Annotated in this window: 23 protein-coding genes; 15 read left to right on the forward strand and 8 right to left on the reverse strand. The window is 43.5% G+C overall.

What is annotated here, in order from left to right; all coding sequences use genetic code 11:
- Window positions 1–226 precede the first annotated feature (226 nt).
- The gene (locus HW45_RS22765; protein WP_038229988.1) at window positions 227–814 is read right to left on the reverse strand and encodes an outer membrane protein; all 588 of its coding nucleotides are present in this window, start codon (window positions 812–814) and stop codon (window positions 227–229) included.
- A gap of 161 nt (window positions 815–975) precedes the next feature.
- Between HW45_RS22765 and cydH the strand changes: the two genes are divergently transcribed.
- From cydH to HW45_RS22780, 4 genes are all read left to right on the forward strand, one after another.
- On the forward strand, window positions 976–1,068 hold the full coding sequence (gene cydH / locus HW45_RS29385) for a cytochrome bd-I oxidase subunit CydH (RefSeq protein ID WP_096441502.1): 93 nt from the start codon (window positions 976–978) through the stop codon (window positions 1,066–1,068).
- Window positions 1,069–1,075: 7 nt separating this feature from the next.
- Window positions 1,076–2,263, forward strand: a complete 1,188-nt coding sequence (locus tag HW45_RS22770) for a patatin-like phospholipase family protein (RefSeq protein ID WP_038229991.1) — start codon at window positions 1,076–1,078, stop codon at window positions 2,261–2,263.
- A gap of 234 nt (window positions 2,264–2,497) precedes the next feature.
- Window positions 2,498–3,715: a sugar metabolism global transcriptional regulator Mlc gene (gene mlc, locus HW45_RS22775; protein ID WP_038229993.1), complete on the forward strand. Its 1,218-nt coding sequence runs from the start codon at window positions 2,498–2,500 to the stop codon at window positions 3,713–3,715.
- 119 nt (window positions 3,716–3,834) lie between these two features.
- Complete coding sequence (locus HW45_RS22780; protein ID WP_038229995.1) at window positions 3,835–4,773, forward strand: chemotaxis protein CheV; 939 nt, start codon at window positions 3,835–3,837, stop codon at window positions 4,771–4,773.
- A gap of 287 nt (window positions 4,774–5,060) precedes the next feature.
- Here HW45_RS22780 and HW45_RS22785 read toward each other — a convergent pair whose 3' ends face one another.
- The 3 genes from HW45_RS22785 to imuA are packed head-to-tail and all read right to left on the reverse strand — an operon-like array spanning window position 5,061 to window position 10,284.
- Window positions 5,061–8,132, reverse strand: a complete 3,072-nt coding sequence (locus tag HW45_RS22785) for an error-prone DNA polymerase (RefSeq protein ID WP_038229997.1) — start codon at window positions 8,130–8,132, stop codon at window positions 5,061–5,063.
- 20 nt (window positions 8,133–8,152) lie between these two features.
- Entirely contained in the window at window positions 8,153–9,577 is a 1,425-nt protein-coding gene (locus tag HW45_RS22790) for a Y-family DNA polymerase (protein ID WP_038229998.1), read from the reverse strand.
- Window positions 9,578–9,588: 11 nt separating this feature from the next.
- Window positions 9,589–10,284 carry a translesion DNA synthesis-associated protein ImuA gene (gene imuA / locus HW45_RS22795; RefSeq protein ID WP_038230000.1) on the reverse strand — a complete coding sequence of 232 codons (696 nt, stop codon included), beginning with the start codon at window positions 10,282–10,284 and terminating at the stop codon, window positions 9,589–9,591.
- A gap of 223 nt (window positions 10,285–10,507) precedes the next feature.
- Here imuA and HW45_RS22800 point away from each other — a divergent pair, with 223 nt between their 5' ends.
- Complete coding sequence (locus tag HW45_RS22800; RefSeq protein ID WP_038230002.1) at window positions 10,508–11,653, forward strand: patatin-like phospholipase family protein; 1,146 nt, start codon at window positions 10,508–10,510, stop codon at window positions 11,651–11,653.
- Window positions 11,654–11,715: 62 nt separating this feature from the next.
- Here the strand turns inward: HW45_RS22800 and HW45_RS22805 are convergent, their stop codons facing one another.
- A complete protein-coding gene (locus HW45_RS22805; protein WP_038230004.1) occupies window positions 11,716–12,468 on the reverse strand; it encodes a YciK family oxidoreductase in 753 nt (250 codons plus the stop codon).
- An 87-nt stretch (window positions 12,469–12,555) separates the two neighbouring features.
- Between HW45_RS22805 and sohB the strand changes: the two genes are divergently transcribed.
- From sohB to pyrF, 7 genes are all read left to right on the forward strand, one after another.
- Window positions 12,556–13,617 (forward strand): protease SohB, encoded by a 1,062-nt coding sequence (gene sohB / locus HW45_RS22810; protein WP_038230006.1) that lies wholly within the window; start codon window positions 12,556–12,558, stop codon window positions 13,615–13,617.
- 177 nt (window positions 13,618–13,794) lie between these two features.
- Window positions 13,795–14,475 carry a (d)CMP kinase gene (gene cmk, locus HW45_RS22815; protein ID WP_031496510.1) on the forward strand — a complete coding sequence of 227 codons (681 nt, stop codon included), beginning with the start codon at window positions 13,795–13,797 and terminating at the stop codon, window positions 14,473–14,475.
- 120 nt (window positions 14,476–14,595) lie between these two features.
- Complete coding sequence (gene rpsA, locus HW45_RS22820; protein WP_038230008.1) at window positions 14,596–16,266, forward strand: 30S ribosomal protein S1; 1,671 nt, start codon at window positions 14,596–14,598, stop codon at window positions 16,264–16,266.
- Between the two features lie 181 nt (window positions 16,267–16,447).
- Window positions 16,448–16,732 carry an integration host factor subunit beta gene (ihfB, locus tag HW45_RS22825; protein WP_038230010.1) on the forward strand — a complete coding sequence of 95 codons (285 nt, stop codon included), beginning with the start codon at window positions 16,448–16,450 and terminating at the stop codon, window positions 16,730–16,732.
- 215 nt (window positions 16,733–16,947) lie between these two features.
- Window positions 16,948–17,229, forward strand: coding sequence for a LapA family protein (locus HW45_RS22830; RefSeq protein WP_038230012.1), 282 nt, complete (start codon window positions 16,948–16,950; stop codon window positions 17,227–17,229).
- Window positions 17,230–17,261: 32 nt separating this feature from the next.
- Complete coding sequence (lapB, locus tag HW45_RS22835; protein WP_038230014.1) at window positions 17,262–18,431, forward strand: lipopolysaccharide assembly protein LapB; 1,170 nt, start codon at window positions 17,262–17,264, stop codon at window positions 18,429–18,431.
- Window positions 18,432–18,510: 79 nt separating this feature from the next.
- Window positions 18,511–19,206, forward strand: coding sequence for an orotidine-5'-phosphate decarboxylase (pyrF, locus tag HW45_RS22840; RefSeq protein ID WP_038230016.1), 696 nt, complete (start codon window positions 18,511–18,513; stop codon window positions 19,204–19,206).
- Window positions 19,207–19,288: 82 nt separating this feature from the next.
- Here pyrF and miaE read toward each other — a convergent pair whose 3' ends face one another.
- On the reverse strand, window positions 19,289–20,059 hold the full coding sequence (gene miaE, locus HW45_RS22845; RefSeq protein WP_038230018.1) for a tRNA isopentenyl-2-thiomethyl-A-37 hydroxylase MiaE: 771 nt from the start codon (window positions 20,057–20,059) through the stop codon (window positions 19,289–19,291).
- Window positions 20,060–20,122: 63 nt separating this feature from the next.
- Complete coding sequence (locus HW45_RS22850; protein ID WP_038230020.1) at window positions 20,123–20,884, reverse strand: hypothetical protein; 762 nt, start codon at window positions 20,882–20,884, stop codon at window positions 20,123–20,125.
- 261 nt (window positions 20,885–21,145) lie between these two features.
- Here HW45_RS22850 and cysB point away from each other — a divergent pair, with 261 nt between their 5' ends.
- Both cysB and HW45_RS22860 read left to right on the forward strand, forming a co-directional pair.
- A complete protein-coding gene (gene cysB, locus HW45_RS22855; RefSeq protein WP_006075565.1) occupies window positions 21,146–22,120 on the forward strand; it encodes an HTH-type transcriptional regulator CysB in 975 nt (324 codons plus the stop codon).
- 80 nt (window positions 22,121–22,200) lie between these two features.
- Entirely contained in the window at window positions 22,201–23,400 is a 1,200-nt protein-coding gene (locus HW45_RS22860; RefSeq protein WP_038230022.1) for a methyltransferase, read from the forward strand.
- 68 nt (window positions 23,401–23,468) lie between these two features.
- Here the strand turns inward: HW45_RS22860 and ald are convergent, their stop codons facing one another.
- Window positions 23,469–24,593 (reverse strand): alanine dehydrogenase, encoded by a 1,125-nt coding sequence (ald, locus tag HW45_RS22865; RefSeq protein ID WP_006075567.1) that lies wholly within the window; start codon window positions 24,591–24,593, stop codon window positions 23,469–23,471.
- A gap of 156 nt (window positions 24,594–24,749) precedes the next feature.
- On the opposite strand from ald, the gene lrp reads away from it, so the two are divergent.
- Window positions 24,750–25,244 carry a leucine-responsive transcriptional regulator Lrp gene (gene lrp, locus HW45_RS22870; RefSeq protein WP_004734558.1) on the forward strand — a complete coding sequence of 165 codons (495 nt, stop codon included), beginning with the start codon at window positions 24,750–24,752 and terminating at the stop codon, window positions 25,242–25,244.
- The last annotated feature ends 48 nt before the right edge of the window (window positions 25,245–25,292 follow it).

The raw sequence follows: 25,292 nt of genomic DNA on the forward strand, positions 1-25,292 counted from the left end.
AGATTTCACTGTGCGGGGTTGATTGGTCTATTAGTGATTAATGCTGATATATATATTTTTGCTGGCTTTATATGTTGAGGTGTTGGAGGTGTCACTCTCTCTACTTCTTTTTACTTCAATAAAATTTAGTGAAATATTCTTAAAAATTTCCTGTGATTTTATCTAGCTATATATCGCGATGTAGCATAATAGTTCACATAATGTATCAAGGGTGTTAATGATTGAGTTAAAATCTGAAACTGATGCCAAAGTTGGTTTGAAACTGATTCATCCAATTGGTTTTAAAGCCGATAAGACAGCTTTGATCTTCTGTCGGCAAGTTACAAATAGATATAGTTTCGTTGCTCACTACGGTGCCTTGCCAGCGAATCTGCCCGTTTAAAGCGAGGTTTTTGGTTAGATGGTACTCCATTCCACCAAATATACTTGCCGCAAATCCAGTGTGTGACTTAGCCCACTCCCCAGAAGTATGAGAGGCACCAAGCCCTGCTCCGATATATGTAGAGGTTTGGTCGTTAACTCGATACTCGGCGCTACTTTGAAACTGGAGGTATTGAATTCGAGAGTCCAAGTTTAAGGTATCTAATGAAGAGTCTTGCTGAGAGTAAAAGACACCCATTCGTCCATTGCGGAACGGAAACTCAATTGCTAATGCTGCATTTGCCGATGGAGAAATATCATAACTCTCACCATTGCCGTTTTCGGCAGCACCTCCCATCGAGTAGCCAATAAACGGTGTCACAATGACATTGGCACAACTGGAAAAGCTTAAGAGTGTTGTGGCAAGGGGGAGCAGTAAGAACCTGTATGTCATTTTTGCATTCCTATAAATAAGAACTGATTGGCTACAATTCACGTCTGGGATGTACTAGTTTTAATTATAGTGTGACATTAACGTCATAAATTTGAAGTGGTTACCTGTATATTGTAATTGTATGTCACAATAGTAATTAAAATGTTACAACTGGAGGTGTTATGGAATACGATCTTAAACTAGCTCTGACGATCACGACGGTTGCGTTCAGCACCATTGTTGCGTTTGGACTTATCGCTATCCTAACTGCATAAGATTTATATGGCGAATCTTGGGTTAATTACCAATACCCGAACCGTCATAGATGATGCTCAGTTACAAAAATATATTGGCGGTAAAACGGCGTTAGTTGCACAGGGAGGAGGCCAGCGAGGTATCTTCACATCTGGTGTGCTAGACGCCTTTTTGTTGTCTAATTTTGACCCATTTGATGAGTTTTACGGGACTTCAGCTGGCGCTTTAAACATTTGCGCTTACCTTTCTAGACAAGCCGGCCTTGGCAAATCTTTTATTCTCGACCTTACCACCAATCCACAGTTTTTTAATCTGTTTAGCTTTATTCGTCGCAAACAGTATCTCAACTTAGAATGGGCGCTCGACAGAATTTGTGAGTATCCGTATAAGTTAGATATCGACATGGGGCGAAGGGTCATTGGTCAGCGAAGAGCATTCGCAGCGGTCACCGATGTTTCGACTCTCAAAGATCACTATTTCCCAATGTTGCAAGATAATTGGTATCAAGTGCTGATGGCCACAAGTGCGATTCCCAATTTATTTGAGGGTTCGGTAACATTGAATCGACAAGCATTCATCGATGGAGGGGTGTCTGCGTCAATACCCGTTCAAGAAGCGTGGCGACAAGAGAACCGCACGATAGTTGTGATTCGAACAGAAGAGTGTGGTGGTGAAGAAACTCCAGTGGTGGATGATCAACCCGTTGCTACCGAACCGCCAACTTGGTTCAGGGAGTCACTTAACGGCTTACAGCTACAGTGGCAAGAAAAAATACAAAGTTGGTCTAATGATTGGAATGGCTTTTTTGATAGCCAAATATTAAAAGCTCAGGAAAGTAAGCATGCACAACATCTCAACCTAATTAACGGTGGTCGATGGCTGTTCGGAGCTGCAGATATTTACCGTCTCAGTCATTTATTCGGAGAAAAGTTTGATTCTGGGTTAGCCGATATGCTCATGGTGCATTACCAAACATATGCGTTAACTCAAGAGTTCTTGAAAACCCCTCCTGATGACTGCTACGTACTACAAATTGCTCCAGAAGTTGCTTTAAAAACCGCTTCTTTAATGAGTGATCCTGAGGATATTCTACATGACTATCAACTTGGGCTCGATGCTGGATTCCGTTTTGTCGAGCGTTATAATCTTGCAAGTATCACTCAAGTAAACGCTTCAGAAACGTCTGACCTTTGGCTGCCATCTCAAACAGGTTAGTTATTGTTCGTCGTGAAAAAAGCGCTGATATTGTTAACAGCTCTTTAATCATCTATTGATTGTTTTTTATACGTCAGATTTTATTGATGCCTTTGCCAATCAATGTCGTATGGTGATTTGAGCCCCAAAGATTCATCTATATGCGTGATATTTGTCACGGCAATCCATTAAACTACTTCACAATTACTTCGCAAAGTAAAAAAATTAATAGGTTGTTGTTTTTTGGAGTGCAAAATGTACATGGCTCAACCCGGGCACATTGATCATATCAAGCAGATCAATGCTGGTCGTGTGTATAAACTGATAGACCAATTTGGGCCTATTTCGCGAATCGATTTATCAAAACTCAGTAGTTTGGCTCCGGCTAGTATTACTAAAATCACTCGTGAACTTATTGATGCACACCTAATACACGAAACCACCGTTCAGGAGGCGACCAGTCGAGGTCGTCCAGCTGTTGGATTGCAAACCAACAATCAAGGTTGGCAGTTCCTTTCCATGCGGTTGGGGCGAGGCTACCTATCTATCGCGTTGCACGAGCTTGGCGGCGACGTTCTTATCGATACCAAAATAGAAATTCATGAAGTGGATCAGGAAGATGTACTTGCGAGACTGCTTTATGAAATTGATGACTTCTTTGAAAGTTACAATGAGCAACTTGATCGTGTCACCAGTATTGCGTTGACGTTGCCCGGTTTGGTGAATTCCGATCAAGGCATTGTGTTGCAAATGCCTCATTACAATGTAAAGAGCTTAAACATTGGCGAGGAAATTTTTAAAGCAACAGGATTGCCTGTTTTCGTAGCGAATGATACCCGGGCGTGGGCATTGGCGGAAAACCTCTTTGGGCACTCTCAAGATTGCGATAACTCAGTGTTAATCTCAATTCACCACGGGCTAGGTGCCGGAATCATATTAGATGGTCGTGTATTACAAGGTCGTCACGGTAATATTGGTGAGTTAGGGCATATCCAGATCGATCGCAACGGCGCACCTTGTCACTGTGGCAACAGAGGCTGCCTTGAAACTGTTGCTAGTTCACAAGCTATCAGGGATGAAGTCTCTAAGAGATTAGCGAAAGGCGAAGCGTCGGTTCTTTCTGAATGCGAAGACATTACAGTCGAAGCTATTTGTGAAGCGGCGGCGAATGGTGACGCTTTAGCGATCGGGGTGATAGAGAAACTAGGTGAACATTTAGGTTCTGCAATTGCTATTGTCATCAACCTCTTCAATCCTGAAAAGGTACTGATTGGTGGCGTTATCAATCAAGCGAAATCGATTTTATATCCCGCCATAGAGCGTTGTATCGCAGAGCAAAGCCTCCCTGTTTATACTCAAGATCTACAACTTGTGGAGTCTCGTTTTTATAAACAAGCAACAATGCCGGGAGCCGCTTTGGTGAAACAAGCACTATATGATGGCTTGCTGCTGATGAAAGTGATTGAAGGATAAGGCTTTTCACCATTTTTGTAGACGGTCATACTTTTCTATACAAAGTCAGTAAACTTCTTGTGCTTCCTGCCGATTACATGAGATAAGAGTTTTAGTTCGTGTTTTGCCAAGGAAGCCTCATGTCGAGCGTTTTAAGTTCAGTAGATCAGCGTACCCAGTTAGTGGGAGAAAATAGATTAGAGCTGTTAATGTTTACGCTTAACAGCCGTCAAACTTTCGCTATCAACGTATTCAAAGTAAAGGAAGTGCTAAAGCTTCCTGCATTAACTCAACTTCCTGGCTCTCATTCTAGTATTCGCGGTGTGGCTTCTCTGCGTGGTGAGTCCGTTCCGGTGATTGATTTACGTCGCGCTATCGGTTTTCCACCAGCTAAAGACGATGGTGACCAAAACCTGATTATCACTGAGTACAATCGATCTGTTCAGGGCTTTTTAGTTGGTGAAGTGAAGAATATCGTTAATACTGCTTGGACAGAGATTCAACCTCCGCCTCGTACAGTCGGTCGTGCAAACTACTTAACTGCGATCACTAAGGTTGAAGAGAATCAGCAAGTCAATCTAGTTGAAATCATTGATGTTGAAAAAGTACTAGCAGAGATCATCGACTACGATGTGTCGATTTCTGAGCATACCCTTGACCGCAGCTTATTACCTCACTTGTCAGGTAAAAAAATTCTTATCGTTGATGACTCTTCCACGGCTCGTAATCAAGTGAAAGGCACATTGGATCAGCTTGGCGTCGAGATCATTGAGTGCTTCGATGGCGCGATGGCTTTCAACCTTCTCAAGCAATGGTGTGATGAGGGGGTTGATGTATGTAATGAACTGTTGATGATGATTACAGATGCAGAAATGCCGGAAATGGACGGCTACAAACTAACGCATGAAGTTAGAAGTGATCCTAGAATGCGAGATTTGTTTATTACTTTGAATACCTCGCTCAGTGGTAGCTTTAATGATGCGATGGTAGAGAAAGTCGGTTGTGACCGTTTTATTTCTAAGTTTCAACCTGATTTACTGGTTGAAGTTGTGCAAGACCGTATGCGAGAGACATTGTAATTGTTTCGCATCGCAAAATAAATTACGCTGTACGTTAAAAATAAGCTATAATTTGGTTGTATTATGGTCAAAAGCCATAAGAGTCATAAATAAATTTTAACTACCAGCTAAAGGTTGTTCCATCAGAATGATTTGGTTAACTTCTAAGGTCTTAATGACGTTAAGTTTACTCATTTTCAAGGAATGGAAGAAAAGACGTACGGAAGCGGCAGTCGAAGCGGATCTATGATTCAATATGATTTAAAACGGGAGCAATAGCTCCCGTTTTTTCGTTTTATGATTTGCAATCAGTGGAACTCTCTTGACTGTATCTTAAGATCAGAAAGTTGCTCGGTCATATCGATCAAGCGTCCAGCTATTACGTGGATGACTTGCCCCTCACGTTCTAAAATCCCTTTCACCTTAAGGATTTTAGCGGTGAGGTACTGTTTTTTCTGAGCTCTTGCGGTGGCTTGCCAAACAACAACATTAATATTGCCGGTATCATCTTCGAGTGTAAAAAAGGTCACGCCTGCTGCGGTGCCTGGTGACTGTTTTCCAGTGACAGTACCCACTACGGTGACCAAAGACTTGTGTGGCTTCAAAGTAAGATCCCGCATACGAGTAAAGCGTCCTAATTTGCCTGCTTGGTCTAAGAGGGTGATGGGGTGTTGATTGAGGGACACGTTCATTGCAGAGAAATCCTCTAACATATCTTCAATTGGCGATGGCTGGTGGGGGAGTGACGAATCATCACTCTTCTCCGCTTTAAACAAGGGTAAATCCTGTAAATTATCCATCATCGCCCATCGTGTAGCGTAACGATGCCCTGATATGGCTTTCAGGGCGTTGGCTGAAGCGAGTATTTCCAACTCACGACGATTCAGGCCAAGCTGTTTAATTTGCGTGGCTGTCGTGAAGCCCTCGCGAGGCCTATGTTGTAGCAGGCGTTGCATACTCGATTCACTGAGCCCGTTAACTTGTCTAAAGCCAAGTTGTAGTACTAGGCCTTGTGGTGTCGATCTTAAATAGTGATGGTATTGCGAGTAATTGACGCACACCGGGGCAATAGAAACATGATGTCGTTTAGCGTCTTGGAGCAGTTGTGATGAGCTGTAAAAGCCCATAGGCAGACTATTGAGTAACGCGGTATAAAAAGCATCTGGGTAATAGTGTTTAAGCCAAGCGCTGCAATAAGCAAGCACAGCAAAAGAGGCTGAGTGACTTTCCGGAAAGCCATACTCACCGAATCCACATATTTGCTCAAATAGTCGCTCGGCAAATTCGGTCTCATAGCCTTTGGCCTGCATACCTTGAATCAATTTAGAGCGAAACTTAAATAAATCGCCATTTTTCTTCCAAGCTGCCATGGCTCTGCGTAGTTGATCCGCTTCACCGCCAGTGAATCCTGCTGCAACCATCGCAAGCTTGATGACCTGTTCTTGAAAAATAGGCACCCCTAGGGTGCGAGAAAGGACAGATTCGACTTCTTTGGAAGGGTAAGAAATGGCTTCTTCTCCGTTTCTACGTTTCAAAAAGGGATGAACCATATCCCCTTGTATCGGCCCGGGCCTCACAATGGCAATTTGAATGACCAAATCGTAATACGTAGCGGGCTTTAAACGTGGCAACATGCTCATTTGTGCTCGTGATTCGATTTGGAATACGCCAATAGTGTCGGCGCGTTGAATCATGGCATACACATTAGGATCATCTTGTCGGCGAGTGATGTCTGCAATGGTCAGTGTTCGACCGTAGTGTTTATTGATCAGCTGAAAACATTTGCGGATTGCGGTTAGCATTCCCAAGGCAAGGACATCGACTTTGAGTAGACCAAGGCTCTCAAGGTCATCTTTATCCCATTGAATGACAGTACGTTCAGCCATGGCGGCATTTTCTACTGGAACCAATTCATAAAGTGGCCCTGATGAAATGACAAATCCACCCACATGTTGCGAGAGGTGCCGTGGAAAACCTGTGATCTCATTGACGAGTTCAATAAACTGCTGACCTTTCAGTGAGTCAGGCTTCAGCCCTAGCTCGATAAGTTGAGCTTGCCAACCTTGTGAGCGATCACGGCGGTTGATGTTCTTGATGAAATAGTCGAGTTGAGTGTCGCTAACCCCTAAGGCTTTACCTACATCACGTACAGCACTTTTAAAACGATAAGAGATCACGGTTGCAGCAAGGGCAGCACGCTCTCGTCCATACTTTTGATAGATGTACTGTATTACCTCCTCGCGGCGCTCATGTTCAAAATCAACGTCGATATCGGGCGGCTCATTACGTTCTTTACTAATGAAACGCTCAAACAGGACCGAGATTTGTCTCGGATCAACAGCGGTTATTTCTAAGCAGTAACAGACGATAGAGTTCGCCGCTGAACCTCGTCCTTGGTAAAGAATGCCTTGTTGTTTGGCAAACATGACGATGTCATGAATAGTGAGAAAGAAAAACGGATAATCCAGTTCCTCAATCAAGGCTAATTCTTTATTAATAGTTTGCTCCACATGTGAAGGCAGTCCTTCGGGGAATCGCTGTGCTTTACCACGCTCGACTAACTCTCTGAGATACCCCATTGGTGTTTTGCCGTTAGGGATAAGCTCACTAGGATATTCGTAACGAAGTTTGCTGAGCTTAAACTCACATAAGCTTGCAATATATACACTCTCGTTTAACCACTCAGAGCGATACAGTTTCTCCAATTTAGTTTTGGGTCTTAAGCTTCGCTCGGTATTAACCAGTAAGTGACTGCATACTTTTTCGATAGAGGTATTGAGTTTTATCGCGGTTAATGTGTGTTGCAGCGGAAGCCGAGTTGCGGTGTGCATCAAAACGCCACCACAAGCGGTAATGGGGAGCTGAAAATCAACAGACAGTGTCTCGCAATGTTGTATATAGCGATGTTCATTGGAAGTTAGGTGACGTTGTAAGCCAATCCAAAGACGCTGGTGGTGATACTGTACCAACCAGCGACCCCATCTCACATCAGACTCTCTGCCTGTCGGTAGCCATAGAATAAGACAATGACGTAATGACATGATGTCCCATTCTGATAGTTGGTAATCGCCTTTCTCGCAGCGCCGTCTAGCATTCGTGATAATACGGCAGAGTTCAGCGTAGGCTTCCCGTGTTGGACTAAGCAAAATGAACTGACACTCATCATTGAGCCAAAACATGCTACCGACGATTTGTTTTAGCGATAGACCATGCTGCTTAATGGCGGTATGAGCCCGCACTACACCTGCGACGGAGCATTCATCCGTAATAGCAATAGCGGAATACTGTAAGAACTCTGCTTGCAATACTAGCTCTTCAGCATGAGAAGCACCGGTTAAAAACGAAAAGTTGCTTTGGCAAAATAATTCGGCGTATTTCATATCTGTTTTACTTTTCCGGACTAACTGAATAACCCATGAATAAACCACTGTTTATCTTCGGTTCGAAACAACCACAACCATTGTCCTTGTTCGTTACGAGCAACGTAGTAATCACGCTTAATGTCATTACCATCCCACCAACCGCTGATGATTCTCTCTGGCCCTAAAATGACAGAAACACGCTGCTCTAATAAAACTGGCTTAGGGTAGAGCAAGCTAGGGCGGAGCTTTTTGAGTAAGTAGGTATTTACCTCGGCTTTATCATTGGCTGTTGGCGTCATAGGTTGGGTGGCAAATTCAGGTCTTGGATCGTCAGTGAGCTTGAGGGATGTGACCGCTTGTAAGCCAAGCTTGGCTTGTAAGGTCGATATGAGCTCAAGGCTAGTTTGACTTCCTTTCACACCATCAAAGAGATCGTGTTCATTCACCTGAGTTTCTTCAGCTCGAACGATAGAAAGCGTTAAGCCATTTACGGGACCATCAAGCTGGATACTCTCCAAAGTTAACCTAGAAAGTGTTTGCCATTTCGTGGCCAGGTAATCGCCTTGAGCGGAATGAAAAGTCACAGGCTTATCGCCATGATCTCGTTGATGTAACGTGAGCTGTAATTCAAACGCGACCTTGTCACGAAGCTTCAAAAATACCTCTAATTGCTTGAATAACCGCGTCAATGGTTTTTGCAGCCAGTCGATATTTTCAATATCAAACAGCAACTCCAGATATTGGCTAAAGTGCTCTGCAGGGTGGTAAAACTCCACAGGATGCTTAAATTGGCCAGTCAGTCTTCCTACATAGTTGACGAGGTCGATATCAAAACGTTTTGCTACTTCAGGTAAAGGTAGTACTAGTAAATCGTCGATGGTCTGAATGCCGACTCGTTGTAGTTTCTCTACTTGTTTATTAGGTAGCTCAGTACATGTTAAGGGGTAGCTCAGGATGGCTTGTTTCAGATGAGTGAGCTGTGGCTCAATCCAGTTTTTACCTTGCTTTGCCATTAACATCGCACTGAAAGGTGACTGGCCTGTAGAGTAAAACGTTTGAACCTCAAGATGGCTAAGGTGTGCGTATAGAGTCGACCAATAATTGTCGATGCCATCATAGAGTGAAAGCATATTAGTTACTTTGATTAACAATCCATTAGGCGGAAATAGGCAAATATCAGAGGTGATCATATACAACCATTGAGCGATATCATTCAACCGGTTAGCTTCCATTTCTGGGTCGTATGGGTGTACTTGAAGATCCTGGCAAAGTGCGGCTGCACTACCAAGCCCCATCCCTAATTTAACACCTTGTTCAAAGGCATACTGGTTGGCTTGAATGACTTCATGGCGGCGACCATCGACGATAGCAACAGCGACATCAGCATCATGGTGGCTGTCTTTATTATAAAATAGAGTGTCGAGTTGCAGAGTCGGGAAATGCAAATATAACCACAGTAACATCGTTGTTCCACTTATCCTTGTTGCTGCATTGGGAAAGGAATCACGGTAGAAGTATGAGGTTTTGTAGAAAGTGTTAACTCAGGCCAATAAGTGCTCATATCAATAACAAAACTGTCTCGAACAAAGCCGCCTTTACGTTTAGTGATAGAGATGGAAAGCCCTGTTTCATGAGGAGTCAAATTCAAACTCAAGGAGACGGGTAGTGAGAATACTTGTGATGTGGTTCCGGATAAGGCTGGCTTAAATAAGAACTGTAAGCAGTGTCCGACTTCACTAGCTACTTGTAAGCGCTTTGCTTGATGGATTTCGAGTCCATCTTGCCATAAACAGACACCACAACATGCGCCACTCTTTAAGCATTGCTCTGCTGCCCAGAGTGCGTGTTTCCCTGACTCAGGGTAAATCAACAAGATCTTGGCAGGATCAATTCCTTGAGCGTATAGGTATTCCGCACATAGATAACCAGGCGGGTTGATGAACACCAGAAGTCGTTCTGTTGTTTGTGCTTGTGCGTAGGGCATCAATAGTCTCAGTTCACCGATACCAAGGGGTGATTGAATATCAATAACACCAGAAGTTGGGAAGCCTCCACCTAAACGACGATCTAATTCAGCAAACCCTGTTGAATGACACTCACTGAAAGACTCGGCTCTTGCGCCTTTCCAAATCAATTGTTTACTTTGTAATTCGCTAATCAATTCATGCATAATAAATACCTGTATATATATACAGTATATAATAATTCTTAACCGCTGCAAGCCTTGTATTATCAGGAGGTACACGAATATTAGGAGACAGTTAACATAAACAAAGCGTTAGCCGAATTTAGTGGTAACAAAAAACACGAAAAAAGCAGTGTTCAGACTAGAGCAAATATTTTAATCTCAAAGGAAGATTGCGCCATCGTCGGTTCGGATAGGAGAAGTGGTCGTGTTCAAACAAAATGAAAAATACTCGTTGATTGTACAAGGAGGCGGCCAAAAAGGGGCGTTTGCTGCAGGTGTACTTGATAAATTTATCGATGTGAATTTTGACCCATTCTCACTCTATATTGGCACATCGGCAGGGGCATTGAATGTCTCTTCTTTTGTCACTAAGCAACGTGGTCTAGGGCTAGATTTTATTATGAATTACACTACCCGAGACCGATTTTTCGACTTCAATAAGTTCCTACAAAAACAGCAGCCAATGGATTTGGACTGGGCGTTTGAGTTTGTAAACAGTGGTGAATTTCCTTTGGATCTTGCTAAGGGTGAGCAGTACCTTGGTGAGGATAGAATCGCACTCGCTTGTATTACCGATGTTGAAGAGCTTAAAGATTACTACTATCCGATTTTTGCGGAGAATTGGTTTGATGTACTAAGAGCGACCTGTGCCATTCCAATGCTCTATTATCATGACATTGAATTTGATGGCAAAAAATGGGTCGATGGTGGTGTATCTGCGACTATTCCAGTAGAAGAGTCTTACCGTCGAGGGATAAACAACATGGTAGTCATCAGTACCATTCCGCAGCCGAAACAGCAACATGCGGTGACTGCGTCAGTAAAAGATTCACTAGATAAGTGGAAGAAAGAGCTTGAAGCTGGGTTGGATATTCACATCAACCACTTAAAAATCTCGGGTACCAAGGAAAAGTTGTCAGAGTTCCATAAGAACTTTTCTGAGAAGTTAGAGAGCATTAAAGCGGATTATCAACGCTTAACAGGACCACGCTTGGAATCTTACCGAGAGCAGAACAAACTCAAAGCGGCCGATAAACTTAAGTTATCTAATTGGATCCAAGACAAAGAAAAGCTTAGCCGACTGATCGACATTCAAAACAAGCGTGTACCTTTCAGTCGCAGCGGTACAAGTCATTTGGATATGTTGGTGTCTCACTATGCTAATCATGCAGAAGTGGAGCAGTTTCTGTTATCACCACCGGAGGATGTAAACCTATGGCACATTCAACCGAAACATGAATTATCGTCAAAAGGGTTGCTGAGCCAGAAAGACCAAATAATGGAAGATTATGAGCACGGTTTTGCAATGGCAGGGGAGTTTCTGTCTGAGCATCATAATGTGAGTCGCTGATGCAAATGGTGAATACCCGTCATTCTTAGATCTACTGAGAATGACGGATTCATGGAAAAATATTAGCTAACCACTCGCTTTGGCTGAGCGTCAATGCACTGACCATTAACGTCGGTGACACTAGGGTCCATCAGGTGTAGATACAATGGCATAATATCTTTCGGTGTTTTTAGCGTATTGGCATCTTCTCCTGGATACGCTTTTTCACGCATACGAGTACGTGTAGCACCAGGGTTGATTGCATTGACTCGAATTTCAGTATCACTAAGTTCATCCGCTAAAATTTGCATCATGCCTTCTGTTGCAAACTTAGAGATCGCATAAGTGCCCCAGAAAGCACGACCTGAATGGCCAACGGTAGAGGAAGTGAAGATTACTCGTCCTGCCTCTGCTTTTTTCAGTGCAGGCAGCAAGGCTTGCGTCATCAGAAACTCAGACTTGACGTTAATTTTCATCACGTCGTCGAAGGTCTCTTCGTCAATTTGATCGAAAGGGCTTAATGTGCCCAAGACGCTGGCGTTGTGGAGAATGCCATCGAGTTTTCCAAATTGCTCTTCAATCGTTTCCGCCATATCGATGTAATTCTGCTTAGTCGCACCCTTTAGATCTAACGGGATGATAGCGGGTTGTGGGTAGCCTGCATTCTCAATTTCGTCGTAGAGGTACTCTAAATTCTTAACATTACGACCCAATAAAATGACTGTTGCGCCATGTTCGGCATAACTCAAAGCAGCTTGGCGACCAATGCCGGCACCAGCGCCTGTGACTAGAATAACTTTACCTTTTAGCGCCTCAGGAGCGGTTGAATATTCCACTGAACACTTCCTTAGTTTTGAATAATTCTTGGTAATCGTGACAAGATGGTTACAATACACTAATTCGTCGTACAGGGGATTAACACATTGGAATTTTTATTAGACTACGGATTATTTTTAGCCAAGATCGTGACTGTTGTCGTAGCGATTGTCGCGTTGTTGGTTATTGCTAAGTCAGTTGGTGGACGCTCTGGTGGCGCAAAAGGCGAACTTGAAATCACTAACTTAACTGAACAACGTAAACAAACAGTAGAGCAATTAGAACACCACTTACACGATGACGCGTTCATCAAAGCTCGTGATAAAGCAGAAAAGAAAGCGGAAAAAGAGAAAACCAAGCAGCGCGAGAAAGAGATTAAGAAAGCGTCAAAAGATGGTGAGCTTGATAGCAAACGCGAACCACACCTATTCGTTCTCGACTTTAACGGAAGCATTGATGCGAAAGAAGTGGCATCGCTACGTGAAGAAGTGAGCGCGATTCTGGCTGTAGCGCGTGATGGTGACGAAGTATTAGTACGCCTTGAATCCGGTGGCGGTATGGTTCATGCGTATGGTTTGGCATCTTCGCAGCTTGACCGTATTAAAGCCGCGAAATTACCTTTGACTATCGCTGTAGACAAGGTGGCAGCAAGTGGTGGTTATATGATGGCGTGTATTGCTGACAAGATTGTCTCAGCGCCATTTGCTGTTGTTGGTTCTATTGGCGTGATTGCACAATTGCCGAACTTCAATAAGTTATTGAAGAAAAATGATATCGAATTTGAACAGCTTACAGCGGGTGAGTACAAGCGTACGCTAACAATGTTTGGCGAAAACACGGATAAAGCTCGTGACAAGTTCAAACAAGAACTAGAAGAAACGCACGGTCTGTTTAAAGACTTTATTCGCGAACATCGTCCGGCTCTCGACTTGGATAAAGTTGCGACGGGTGAGCACTGGTTTGGTACTCAAGCCAAAGAGCTAGGGCTGGTGGATGAAATTAAAGCATCGGATGATATTGTTATCGAAGCGTGTAAGGACAAAACCGTATTGTCTATCCACTATGTTCAAAAGAAAAAGATCACCGATAAACTGGCAGGCGTAGCAGGCGAGGCTGCCGATAACGTGCTACTAAAACTGATTAGCCGCGGCCAAAAACCAATCGTATAAACACATTAAGTGAATAGAGCGCCAACAAGGTTATTTGTTGGCGCTTTTTTATGTTTGAAGGTAAAGAAAATGGCATCTTGAGGCTATTGGGTATATAATTCTGCGCCGTAAAATTAAGAACAAAAATGAGTTGGACCTTCAAAGTCGAGCTTATGAAAAGACTACGTGGAGTAAAACATGTCCTCAAACACACCAGTGATTACTGTGGATGGACCAAGTGGTGCTGGCAAAGGCACACTGTGTATGTTGCTAGCTGAGAAATTAGGCTATCACTTACTGGATTCTGGGGCGATTTACCGCGTTTTAGCGTTAGCTGCAATTCATCATGGCGTGGATCTTGAGTCTGAAGACGCGCTAGTCCCATTGGCGATGCACTTAGATGTGCAGTTTGTCGCTGAAGGAGAACTGGTTAAAGTGATCCTTGAAGGTGAAGATGTGTCAGGTGAACTTCGTAAAGAAGAAACTGGCAATGCGGCATCAAAAATCGCAGCGCTGCCTCGCGTAAGAGAAGCTCTGCTACGTCGTCAGAGAGCATTTAATGTCGAGCCTGGTTTGGTTGCCGATGGTCGTGATATGGGAACTGTTGTTTTCCCTGAAGCACCAGTAAAAATCTTTCTAGATGCAAGTGCAGAAGAAAGAGCGCAAAGGCGTTTTAAGCAGTTGCAACTAAAGGGTTTAGATGTTAGATTTGACGACCTTTTGAGCGAGATCGAAGAACGAGACTACCGAGATCGTAACCGTGCGGTTGCACCTCTTCGTCCTGCAGATGACGCTCTAGTGCTAGATTCAACTTCGCTAAACATCGAGCAAGTGTTGGAAAAAGCGCTACAATATATCGAATCTAAACTCACGAAGTAGCCTCTATTAGGCATAGACTTGGTGAGCTTTGAGCCGTTGGTCGCAAGGATGATGACCGACTAAATTATCAACCCCATGCGGTAGGATGCCCATGGACGTTTACTTATTGAAGATTAAATAATGACTGAATCTTTTGCTCAACTCTTTGAAGAGTTTCTAAACGAAACAGAATTCCAACAAGGTAGTATCGTTAAAGGTACTGTAGTTGCTATCGAGAACGGTTTCGTTCTTGTTGACGCTGGCCTTAAGTCTGAGTCTGCTATCCCTGCTGAACAGTTCAAGAACGCTGCTGGCGAACTTGAAGTTGAAGTTGGTGCTGAAGTAGACGTAGCTCTAGACGCTGTTGAAGACGGTTTCGGTGAAACTCAACTTTCTCGTGAGAAAGCGAAGCGTCACGAAGCTTGGATCGTTCTTGAGAAAGCTTACGAAGAAGCTGAAACTGTTGTTGGTATCATCAACGGTAAAGTTAAAGGCGGTTTCACTGTTGAACTAAACGGTATCCGTGCTTTCCTTCCTGGTTCTCTTGTTGACGTGCGTCCAATCCGTGACACTGCTCACCTAGAAAACAAAGAGCTAGAGTTCAAAGTTATCAAGCTAGACCAGAAGCGTAACAACGTTGTTGTTTCTCGTCGTGCTGTTATCGAATCTGAAAACAGCGTTGAGCGTGACGAACTTCTTGAGACTCTACAAGAAGGTACTGAAGTTAAAGGTATCGTTAAGAACCTTACTGACTACGGTGCATTCGTTGACCTTGGCGGTGTTGACGGTCTTCTACACATCACTGATATGGCGTGGAAGCGTGTTAAGCACCCATCTGAGATCGTTAACGTTGGTGACGAGATCCTAGTTAAAGTTCTTAAGTTCGACCGTGAGCGTACTCGCGTATCACTAGGTCTTAAGCAGCTAGGCGAAGATCCATGGGTAGCAATCGCTAAGCGTTACCCAGAAGGTCACAAGCTAACTGGTCGTGTTACTAACCTAACTGACTACGGCTGCTTCGTTGAAATCGAAGAAGGCGTTGAAGGTCTAGTACACGTTTCAGAAATGGATTGGACTAACAAGAACATTCACCCATCTAAAGTTGTTAATGTTGGCGACGAAGTTGAGGTTATGGTTCTTGATATCGACGAAGAACGTCGTCGTATCTCTCTAGGTCTGAAACAGTGTAAAGCTAACCCATGGCAGTCATTCGCTGAAATGCAAGCTAAGGGCGACAAAGTTACTGGTAAGATCAAGTCTATCACTGACTTTGGTATCTTCATCGGTCTAGAAGGCGGCATCGACGGTCTAGTTCACCTATCTGACATTTCTTGGAATGTTGCTGGTGAAGAAGCAGTTCGTGAGTACAAGAAAGGTGACGAGATCTCTGCAGTTGTTCTAGCAGTAGACGCTGAGCGTGAGCGTATCTCTCTAGGCGTTAAGCAAATGGAAAATGACCCATTCAATGCTTACGTTGCAGACACTAAGAAAGGTACTCTAGTAAACGGTACTGTTACTGCAGTTGACGCTAAAGGTGCTACTATCGAACTAGAAGAAGGTGTAGAAGGCTACATCCGTGCTTCTGAAGTATCACGTGACCGCGTTGAAGATGCGTCTCTAATCCTAAGCGTTGGCGACAGCGTTGAAGCGAAGTTCACAGGTGTTGACCGTAAGAACCGCGTAATCAACCTATCTGTTAAAGCTAAAGATGAAGCTGAAGAGCAAGAAGCAATGGCTTCACTGAACAAGCAAGAAGAAGGCGCGTTCGGTAATGCTATGGCTGATGCATTCAAAGCTGCTAAAGGCGAATAATTTACGCCATTAGTGAAAAAGGAGCCGTAAGGCTCCTTTTTTTTGTTTTTATCTTTTCAAAATATAGACTATTATCAATTTATACAGGCAGTTAGTGCACTGTTGTTGTAAAATGACAAATAGACCACTATTCACTGAATATAAAGATACTAAAGATAAAGAGTAACGAGGGTACCTACCTATGACTAAGTCTGAACTGATAGAAAGACTCTGCGCGGAGCAAACTCATTTGTCCGCAAAGGAAATTGAAGATGCGGTAAAAGATATTCTAGAACATATGGCCAATACGTTAGAGAGCGGTGACCGTATTGAAATCCGCGGTTTTGGTAGCTTTTCTCTTCACTACCGTGAACCTCGTGTAGGTCGCAACCCTAAAACTGGTGATAAAGTGGAACTTGATGGTAAATACGTACCACACTTCAAACCAGGTAAAGAGTTACGTGAGCGCGTGAACGAAAGTCTGTAAATACTCGTTAATCGATAAAACGGCATACTTATTAGTGTGCCGTTTTGTTTTATGGTCGAGTGAGCATAGTCGCTTAATTGTCACTAAAGGTGCCTATGGAATAGTCTATATACTCTAATTTTAGCCACGATTAACAAGATTATTGTTAGAGGGCATGGTGTGTGAATCCAATTTCCTGCATAATCGTAGCTATCCAATAACTGTGGTAAAAACGCATGAAGATTATAAAAATAGTTTTACTGATAGTACTTTTTTTAGTGACCTTAGCTCTTGGCTCACAGAACCAAGAAGTGGTGACTTTTAATTATTTGCTGGCCCAAGGTGATTTCCATCTATCGACCTTGCTGGGTAGTGTTTTTGTCGTAGGTTTTGTTATCTCTTGGGTTATTTTTGGCAGCTTACACCTCAAGTCTCAATTGACGGTACGCAAGTTAAAGAAACAGTTAGCGAAACAAAAACCATCAGAATCTAAAGAAGTGGTTAGCTCAAATAGCTAATCAAACACAAAGGGTTAGGGTCTATTTACTAAATGCTTGAGCTATTATTCCTGCTTCTTCCGATAGCTGCAGCCTATGGTTGGTACATGGGTCAGCGCAGCGTGAAGCATGATCGACAGGAGCAATCGCATCAAATATCTCGTCAATATATGACGGGCCTTAACCTATTGCTATCTGATCAATCAGATAAAGCGGTTGATCACTTTATCGAACTGCTACAAGTCGATAATGAGACTATTGATACTCACCTAGCTTTGGGTAACTTATTTCGCTCACGCGGCGAAGTAGACCGGGCCATTCGAATTCACCAAAACCTTATCTCCCGTTCTGGGTTGACCATCGATCAGAAAAACCTCGCTCTGCAACAGCTTGCCAAAGACTATATGGTGTCAGGTTTTCTTGACCGTGCAGAAAAGATCTTCGTTCAATTGGTTGATGAACCTGAACATCGTGAAGCTGCTCTAACGCAACTGCTGGCAATCTATCAGCAAACCAGTGAGTGGTATAAAGCGATTGAGTACGCCACAGCATTACAAAAGATGGGCAAGAAGCGAGTGAAGAACAGCATCGCTCATTTTTGGTGTGAGTTGGCTATGATCGAAAAAGCCGATGGTAATACTAATAAGGCGATCCAAAACTTTAAAAAGGCCCTTGCCGTTGACCCTAGGTGTGCTCGTGCCAGCATTTCATTAGGTAAACTTTATCTGGAAGATGAAGATTACGCTAAAACCGTGTCCTACCTTGAGTCAGTGCTAGAACAAGATAAAGACTTTATCAGTGAAGTTCTCCCTACCTTGGCTGAGTGTTATCACCACTTAGGGCAAGAACAGGGTTTGGTTGAATTTCTGAGAGCCAGTATTGAAAAAGGTGCCGGTGTTTCTGCTGAGTTGATGTTGGCGCAGCTAGTTGCAAACCACGAAGGAACGGAGGCCGCACAGGCGTTGCTTACTCGGCAGCTGGTTCGTAGCCCAACCATGAAGGGTTTCTACCGCCTGATGGACTATCATCTTGCGAATGCGGAAGAGGGTCGAGCGAAGGAGAGTTTAACGACCTTGCAATCACTGGTGGGTGAGCAATTAAAAACTAAGCCGCACTATCGATGCCGTAAATGTGGCTTTTCAACGCATTCGTTATATTGGCATTGTCCTTCATGTAAAGGATGGGGTACGATCAAGCCTATACGAGGACTGGATGGCGAGTAGCCTCCGACACAGAATTTTTAATGCAGCACTTATGTGCTGCTTTTTTTGAGTAAAACTCAACTTTCAACGAGGAGCGAAAATGATTGACCAAAAAGTGATTGTTGCACTGGACTATGATAACCAAGCCGATGCATTAGCTTTTGTCGATAGAATTGACCCAAGCTCTTGCCGACTAAAAGTGGGCAAAGAGATGTTCACACTATTTGGTCCTGAGTTCGTTCGAGAGCTTCATAAACGAGGCTTCTCTGTATTTCTAGATCTTAAGTTTCATGACATCCCTAATACTTGCTCGAAAGCAGTACGAGCTGCAGCAGAAATGGGCGTTTGGATGGTAAACGTTCATGCTGGCGGTGGTGAGCGTATGATGGCGGCATCACGTGAGATTCTAGAACCTTATGGTAAAGACCGACCGCTGCTTATTGGTGTGACTGTACTGACGAGTATGGAGCAGTCAGATCTCGCGGGTATCGGTATTAATGTTGAGCCTCAGGAGCACGTTCTTCGTTTGGCTAACCTAACCAAAGATGCTGGCTTGGATGGGGTAGTTTGTTCTGCTCAAGAGTCAAGCATGCTAAAAGCACAACTTGGCAAAGAGTTTAAACTAGTTACTCCAGGTATTCGTCCAGCAGGTGCTGCAGTTGGTGACCAAAAACGTATCATGACACCAGATATGGCGATTCAGGCGGGCTCTGATTATCTTGTGATTGGTCGCCCAATTACTCAAGCAGAAAACCCTGCTCAGGTTCTAGCAGACATCAATGCGTCTTTGCGTTAAACCAAATTGCTAAGCCATTAAAAAGAAAAGAGCCAATGTCGATAAGATGTTGGCTCTTTTTTATGCTGCTTGCTAAATAGGCTTAAGAGGGTATTCCGCTATGGAACTTAAAGTCATTATCTGGAGACGAAATTAGCTCCGCCTCGATCTTCCCAAAGTAAGCCACTCGTTCACTGATATCTTCACCGGCTACCTGCTCTGCCAACGTTAAGTAGTCTTGGTAGTGGCGCGCTTCCGAACGCAATAGTGATATGTAGAATTTTGCGATATCGTCATCCATGTGAGGTGCCAACTTAGCAAAACGTTCGCACGATCGAGCTTCGATATAGGCACCAATAATGAGCTTATCTACTAGGGTATTAGGCTCATAAGTTGCCATTTTCGACAGTAATCCTTTCGCATATCTGCTTGCGGGTATTGGTTCATAAGCGATACCACGCTGTTCCATGATTTCTAATACCTGATAAAAGTGATGCAGCTCTTCCTTAATCAGTAGCACCATTTTATCAATTAAGTCTTGGCTATAAGGTGAGTCGGACTTGGCGATAATGGACTTAGAAATATTGCTCTTACCACGCAGTGTTTCCATATTACCAATACGGCGATATGCAAACTCTTCATAAGGCTTAAACCAATCAAACAACACAGCGGCGCTTTGTTTATCTACCGCGTATTTGCGAATCAGGAACATTGCTGACTGACCAGCTTTCAACTCACACAGTAAGTGGTCGATAAGTATGGTAGGTAGGTTGTCGGGCTTTTTTGCTTCTTCAACCCACTCGTTAGGCGTTGGACATTGTAGAAACTGATTAATCGGAGAAAGAATCGCGTCTATTTGAGATGAAGTAATCATAATACTTTTCGTTGAGCTAATTGAAAAAGGCCGCCAAAGCGACCTTTTATGAACCGGTAAAGATTACCATTTTTTCTTTTCACCAAACAGTGCGTTGATGTCGTCATCACGCTCCCTATTGGTTTGTTGCTGTTTTTCTTCGGCTTTAGCTTGTCGGCTATTTTGAAGTTGCTCTAGCATTTCAGACAGCTTCTCTTTGGCTTGCATCGAGTAGTTGTCATTTTTTGTGCTTAGCGCATCAATACCTTTTTTAAGCAGTTGAGCGGCGGTACCTGGTTGACCTTTTGCGATAGATTCGTGAGCGCGTTTAATCACATTTTCGATATTGATTCGAATCTGAATGGTTTCGAGTCGAGCATTCTCAACCATATACGACTGTGTATCCATCCGGCCTTTATTGTGTTCAGTGCGAACAGTGTCTCGTAGGCGTTTAACCAGTTTAAGCATGATAATGGCTTGCTTATCGCTCGTTGGTACTTTAAACGATGTAGCGTCGTTACCTTCATAACTGTCTTGAATCTGCTGAACTTGACCTTTGGCAGACTCAACTCTTTGGGCAAGGTGTTTATTCTTAGGATCGAGCTCATACATATTCATTAGAGCATCGAGAATGCGATTATGAAGGCACAGCATCAATTCTTTGCTGTAAGGGAGGTAACTAGCACCGCTTATCAGTTCTTCAGTAGCATCAATTAAGGCTACGTAGCGAGCGGATTCTTGACGTCGTGTCGCTTCCGCCTTTAATTTGTACTGCAGCATGATGTTGTACCCAAGGATCAGGACAAGCAACAGTGCAACCAGTGCGATGATTAAACCAATATTCATAACGTTTTGTATCTACAATGAGTTTCCCTACAATTCGATAAACAGGATACACCAAAGACAAAAGCATCAACACTGCTAAGTTGTCGATTCGGTCATAAAGCAAGGAATTCGATAGCTTTTCATCCAGCAAAAATGCAAATGAGCATTTTGTAGTCAAAAAAACTGTTAATCTTTCTAGTAATTCGTTATAACTAATAATTATATGCTTGTTTTGAGTTGTGATGGGCTCAATGCAATATCAACAGGGATGATGAGAAGCCGATGAAGTTACAGCAGTTAAAATACATTGTCGAAGTAGTGAACCATAACCTGAATGTGTCTGCCACGGCAGAGAGTCTTTATACTTCTCAACCGGGTATTAGTAAGCAGGTTCGCTTACTAGAAGACGAATTGGGTATTCAGATTTTTGAGCGCAGTGGCAAACATCTTACGCAAGTCACTACGGCTGGTGAAGACATCATTCGTATCTCTCAAGAAATCCTTTCTCGAGTTGAGAGTATTAAAGCGGTTGCCGGTGAGCATACTCACCCTGAAATGGGAACGCTTAATATCTCGACTACCCATACGCAAGCTCGCTATGCGCTTCCTGAGGTCATTAAAGGATTTACGGCTCGTTATCCTAAAGTGTCTCTGCACATGCACCAAGGTACACCGTCACAAATGTCAGAGGCGATTGCCAAAGGTACTGCTAACTTTGCTATCGCGACAGAAGCATTGCATCTCTATCAGGATGCCATCATGTTGCCTTGCTACCACTGGAATCGCTCTATCGTGGTACCAAAAGACCATCCTTTGGCACTGAAACCACAGATCACCATTGAAGATTTAGCTGCGTATTCATTGGTAACATATGTATTTGGCTTTACGGGTCGTTCAGAGCTTGATACTGCTTTTAACAAGGTTGGATTGACGCCTAAAGTAGTCTTTACTGCAACTGATGCTGATGTCATTAAAACGTACGTAAGAATGGGGATTGGTGTAGGTGTTATTGCTAGTATGGCCATGGACGAATCGCAAGACACCGATCTTGTCGCCATTGATGCAAGCCATATATTTGGTGCTAGTACTACCAGTATTGGCTTTAGAAAAGGCACGTTCCTGCGTTCGTATATGTATGATTTCATGGAGCGTTTTGCTCCTCATTTGACTCGCCCAGTTGTTGAACAAGCCATCTCTCTCAAGTCCAATGTGGAGATTGAAGAAATGTTTAAAGATATCGACTTACCCGTTCGATAGCATAAACTCCTTTCGTTGTTGAAGACTTCCTCCTACAATCGGTGCGATTAACGCATTGCACCGGGAATAGGGGGACGCAAATGCATCAGTCGTTTGCAGATATCACTTCATTTCTTCTTCGTCATCAAAACTATTGGCGTCATGATCCTTTTCATCAAGTGATCTCTGAGCAAGTATTATGGCGAGAGTCAGCGCCTCAATTGTTTGAATGGCTTCAAACACTGTCCCCGCAAGAGACACTGGAACTCAAATCATCGACTGAGTGCGCCATTGAAGCGTTAGAACCGCATATTTCCGATGTTCGAACTGCTCATATCGCAATTGAACTTCGCTCAATGCATTCGGCGGAGGAGCTTGTGTTGCCAAGAGGTCTCGATGCCGGGATTCCTGGCCGTAAACTAGAACAAATAAAGCAGATGACAACGGCGTGTTTGAATGACCATGCTGGCAATGAATGGCTAGAGTGGTGCTCAGGGAAAGGATTTTTAGGGCGGTTATTGGCTTCAGAGTCGAAGCAGTCCGTTACAAGCTTTGAGTTTCAATCAGCACTTTGCAAAGCAGGGCAAGAAGAAGCCGATAAACGCGCGTTACCCATGCGGTTTGTTCAAGGCGATGCTTTTTCTCCGCAATCTAAATTGGTCTTTAAGCCAACTCAACATGCTGTTGCGCTTCATGCATGTGGCGATCTACACGTTACTCTTATTAAACATGCCGTAGAGCAGCATTTATCCGCACTGACGATATCACCGTGTTGTTATCACCTTATCCAAGGAGAGAATTACTCGCCATTGTCCAAAGAGGGGAAGGCCGCAAAACTGTCACTAAGTAAACATGAGTTGCGAATCCCACTTCAAGAAACCGTGACAGGAGGAGAGCGTGTTCGTCGTCATCGTGAACAAGAGATGGTGTTTCGTTTAGGCTTTGATGCTTTATGCCAGAGTCATAAGTTAAGTGAAGGCTACTTACCTATACCGAGTATAAAAAAATCGCAGCTATCGAGTGGTTTTAAAGCATTGTGCAAATGGGCGGCTAATAATAAGCAACTCGACTTACCTGATGTTGATTTTGGTCATTTTGAACAAATGGGTCACCAACGATATTGGCAAATGGAAGCATTAAGCGTAGTACAAGGCGTTTTCAGGCGACCATTGGAAGTGTGGCTGGCTTTGGACAAAGCCTTATATTTACAAGAGCAGGGGTATAATGTGGGACTCAGTACATTTTGTGAACCCAGTGTGACGCCAAGAAATATTCTGATTCACGCGAAGAGAGCGTATTAAAAAACGGGCATGACGCCCGTTTTTAACTTATTGAGGCTTAGAACATAACGTTCAAAATAGATGTGCGATTAGTTAAACATCGCAATAGCCGTTGCTGGCTCAACGTATTCTAGATCGAAGCTCTCTGCTACTTCTTTACAAGTCACTTTACCGTGAATAACGTTCAAGCCGTCTAGGAAGCCTTTGTCTTCTGTCAGTGCTTGTTGATAACCTTTGTTCGCCAATTTGATGATGTAAGGCAGAGTTGCGTTATTCAGTGCGAAGGTTGATGTACGTGCAACTGCGCCAGGCATGTTTGCTACACAGTAGTGAACCACATCATCAACAATGTAAGTTGGGTCCGCATGAGTGGTTGCGTGCGATGTCTCGAAACAACCACCTTGGTCGATAGCAACGTCAACGACTGCCGCACCAGGCTTCATCTTAGCGATATGTTCTTTGGTGACTAGCTTAGGTGCAGCAGCACCAGGTACTAAAACAGCGCCAATGACAAGATCAGCTTCTAGAACATGCTTCTCTAAAGCATCTTCAGTAGAATAAACGACTTTTGCGCGACCCTGGAATTCTTCGTCCAAAACGCGTAATGTATCAATATTGCGGTCGAGGATTGTGACGTCTGCACGCATACCAACAGCCATGCGAGCAGCGTTAGAACCCACTACGCCACCGCCAACGACGACGACCTTCGCTGGTTCTACACCAGGTACGCCACCTAGGAGTAGACCACGTCCACCATTGGACTTTTCGAGTGTTTGTGCACCAGCCTGTATAGACATTCGCCCAGCGACTTCAGACATTGGTGCTAATAGTGGCAAGCGACCCATATTATCTGTTACAGTCTCATAAGCAATGCAGACAGCTTTGCTCTTGATTAGCTCTTCAGTTTGTGGAAAATCTGGTGCTAGGTGAAGATAAGTGAATAATATTTGTCCTTCGCGTAACATAGCACGCTCGACAGCTTGAGGTTCTTTGACCTTTACAATCATCTCTGCTTTCGCGAAAACGTCAGCAGCGGTAGGAAGAATGGATGCGCCTACAGCGATGTAATCATCGTCTGAAAAACCGATACCAACGCCAGCGTTAGTTTCAACGTAAACATCGTGGCCGTTTGAGATTAGTTCTCGAACGCTTGCTGGAACCATACCAACACGGTATTCGTGGTTTTTAATTTCCTTAGGTACGCCAATTATCATCCTGACTCCTCATTATATTGTGGTTGTATTAACTGTTTGTAGGGTGTTATTGTCGAATTACGTACTAGTATAGAAGCTAATAAACAAAATTTGATACTGAATATTACAGAGTTGTAGTATATTTTTTTGCAAGGAAGTAACAAGGTGGAATAAAAAATGGCAGACAACTATAAGAAGCCGTCCAAGGAACTAGACCGAATTGACCGCAACATTCTAAATGAGTTGCAGAAAGATGGTCGAATCTCAAACGTCGAACTCTCTAAACGAGTGGGACTTTCTCCTACTCCGTGTCTAGAGCGTGTACGTCGACTTGAGAGACAGGGATATATTACGGGCTATACTGCTCTTCTTAACCCTCAATATTTAGATGCGTCACTACTTGTTTTCGTGGAGATTACACTGAACCGTGGTGCGCCGGATGTGTTCGAGCAGTTTAATACTGCAGTACAAAAGCTGGATGACATTCAAGAGTGTCACCTAGTTTCTGGTGATTTCGACTATCTTTTGAAAACAAGGGTGTCGGATATGGGTGCTTATCGTAAGCTTCTTGGGGATACCTTACTTCGTCTACCGGGCGTCAATGACACTCGTACCTACGTTGTAATGGAAGAAGTGAAGCAAACCAACCAACTTGTGATTAAAACCCGCTAAACTGTAGTTACAGTAAGTCTTACAGGAAGCTGACTAAAGTAATGAAAA

Origin of the sequence: Vibrio sp. ER1A, assembly GCF_000733315.1 — a bacterium.
Taxonomy (GTDB): Bacteria; Pseudomonadota; Gammaproteobacteria; order Enterobacterales; family Vibrionaceae; genus Vibrio; species Vibrio mediterranei.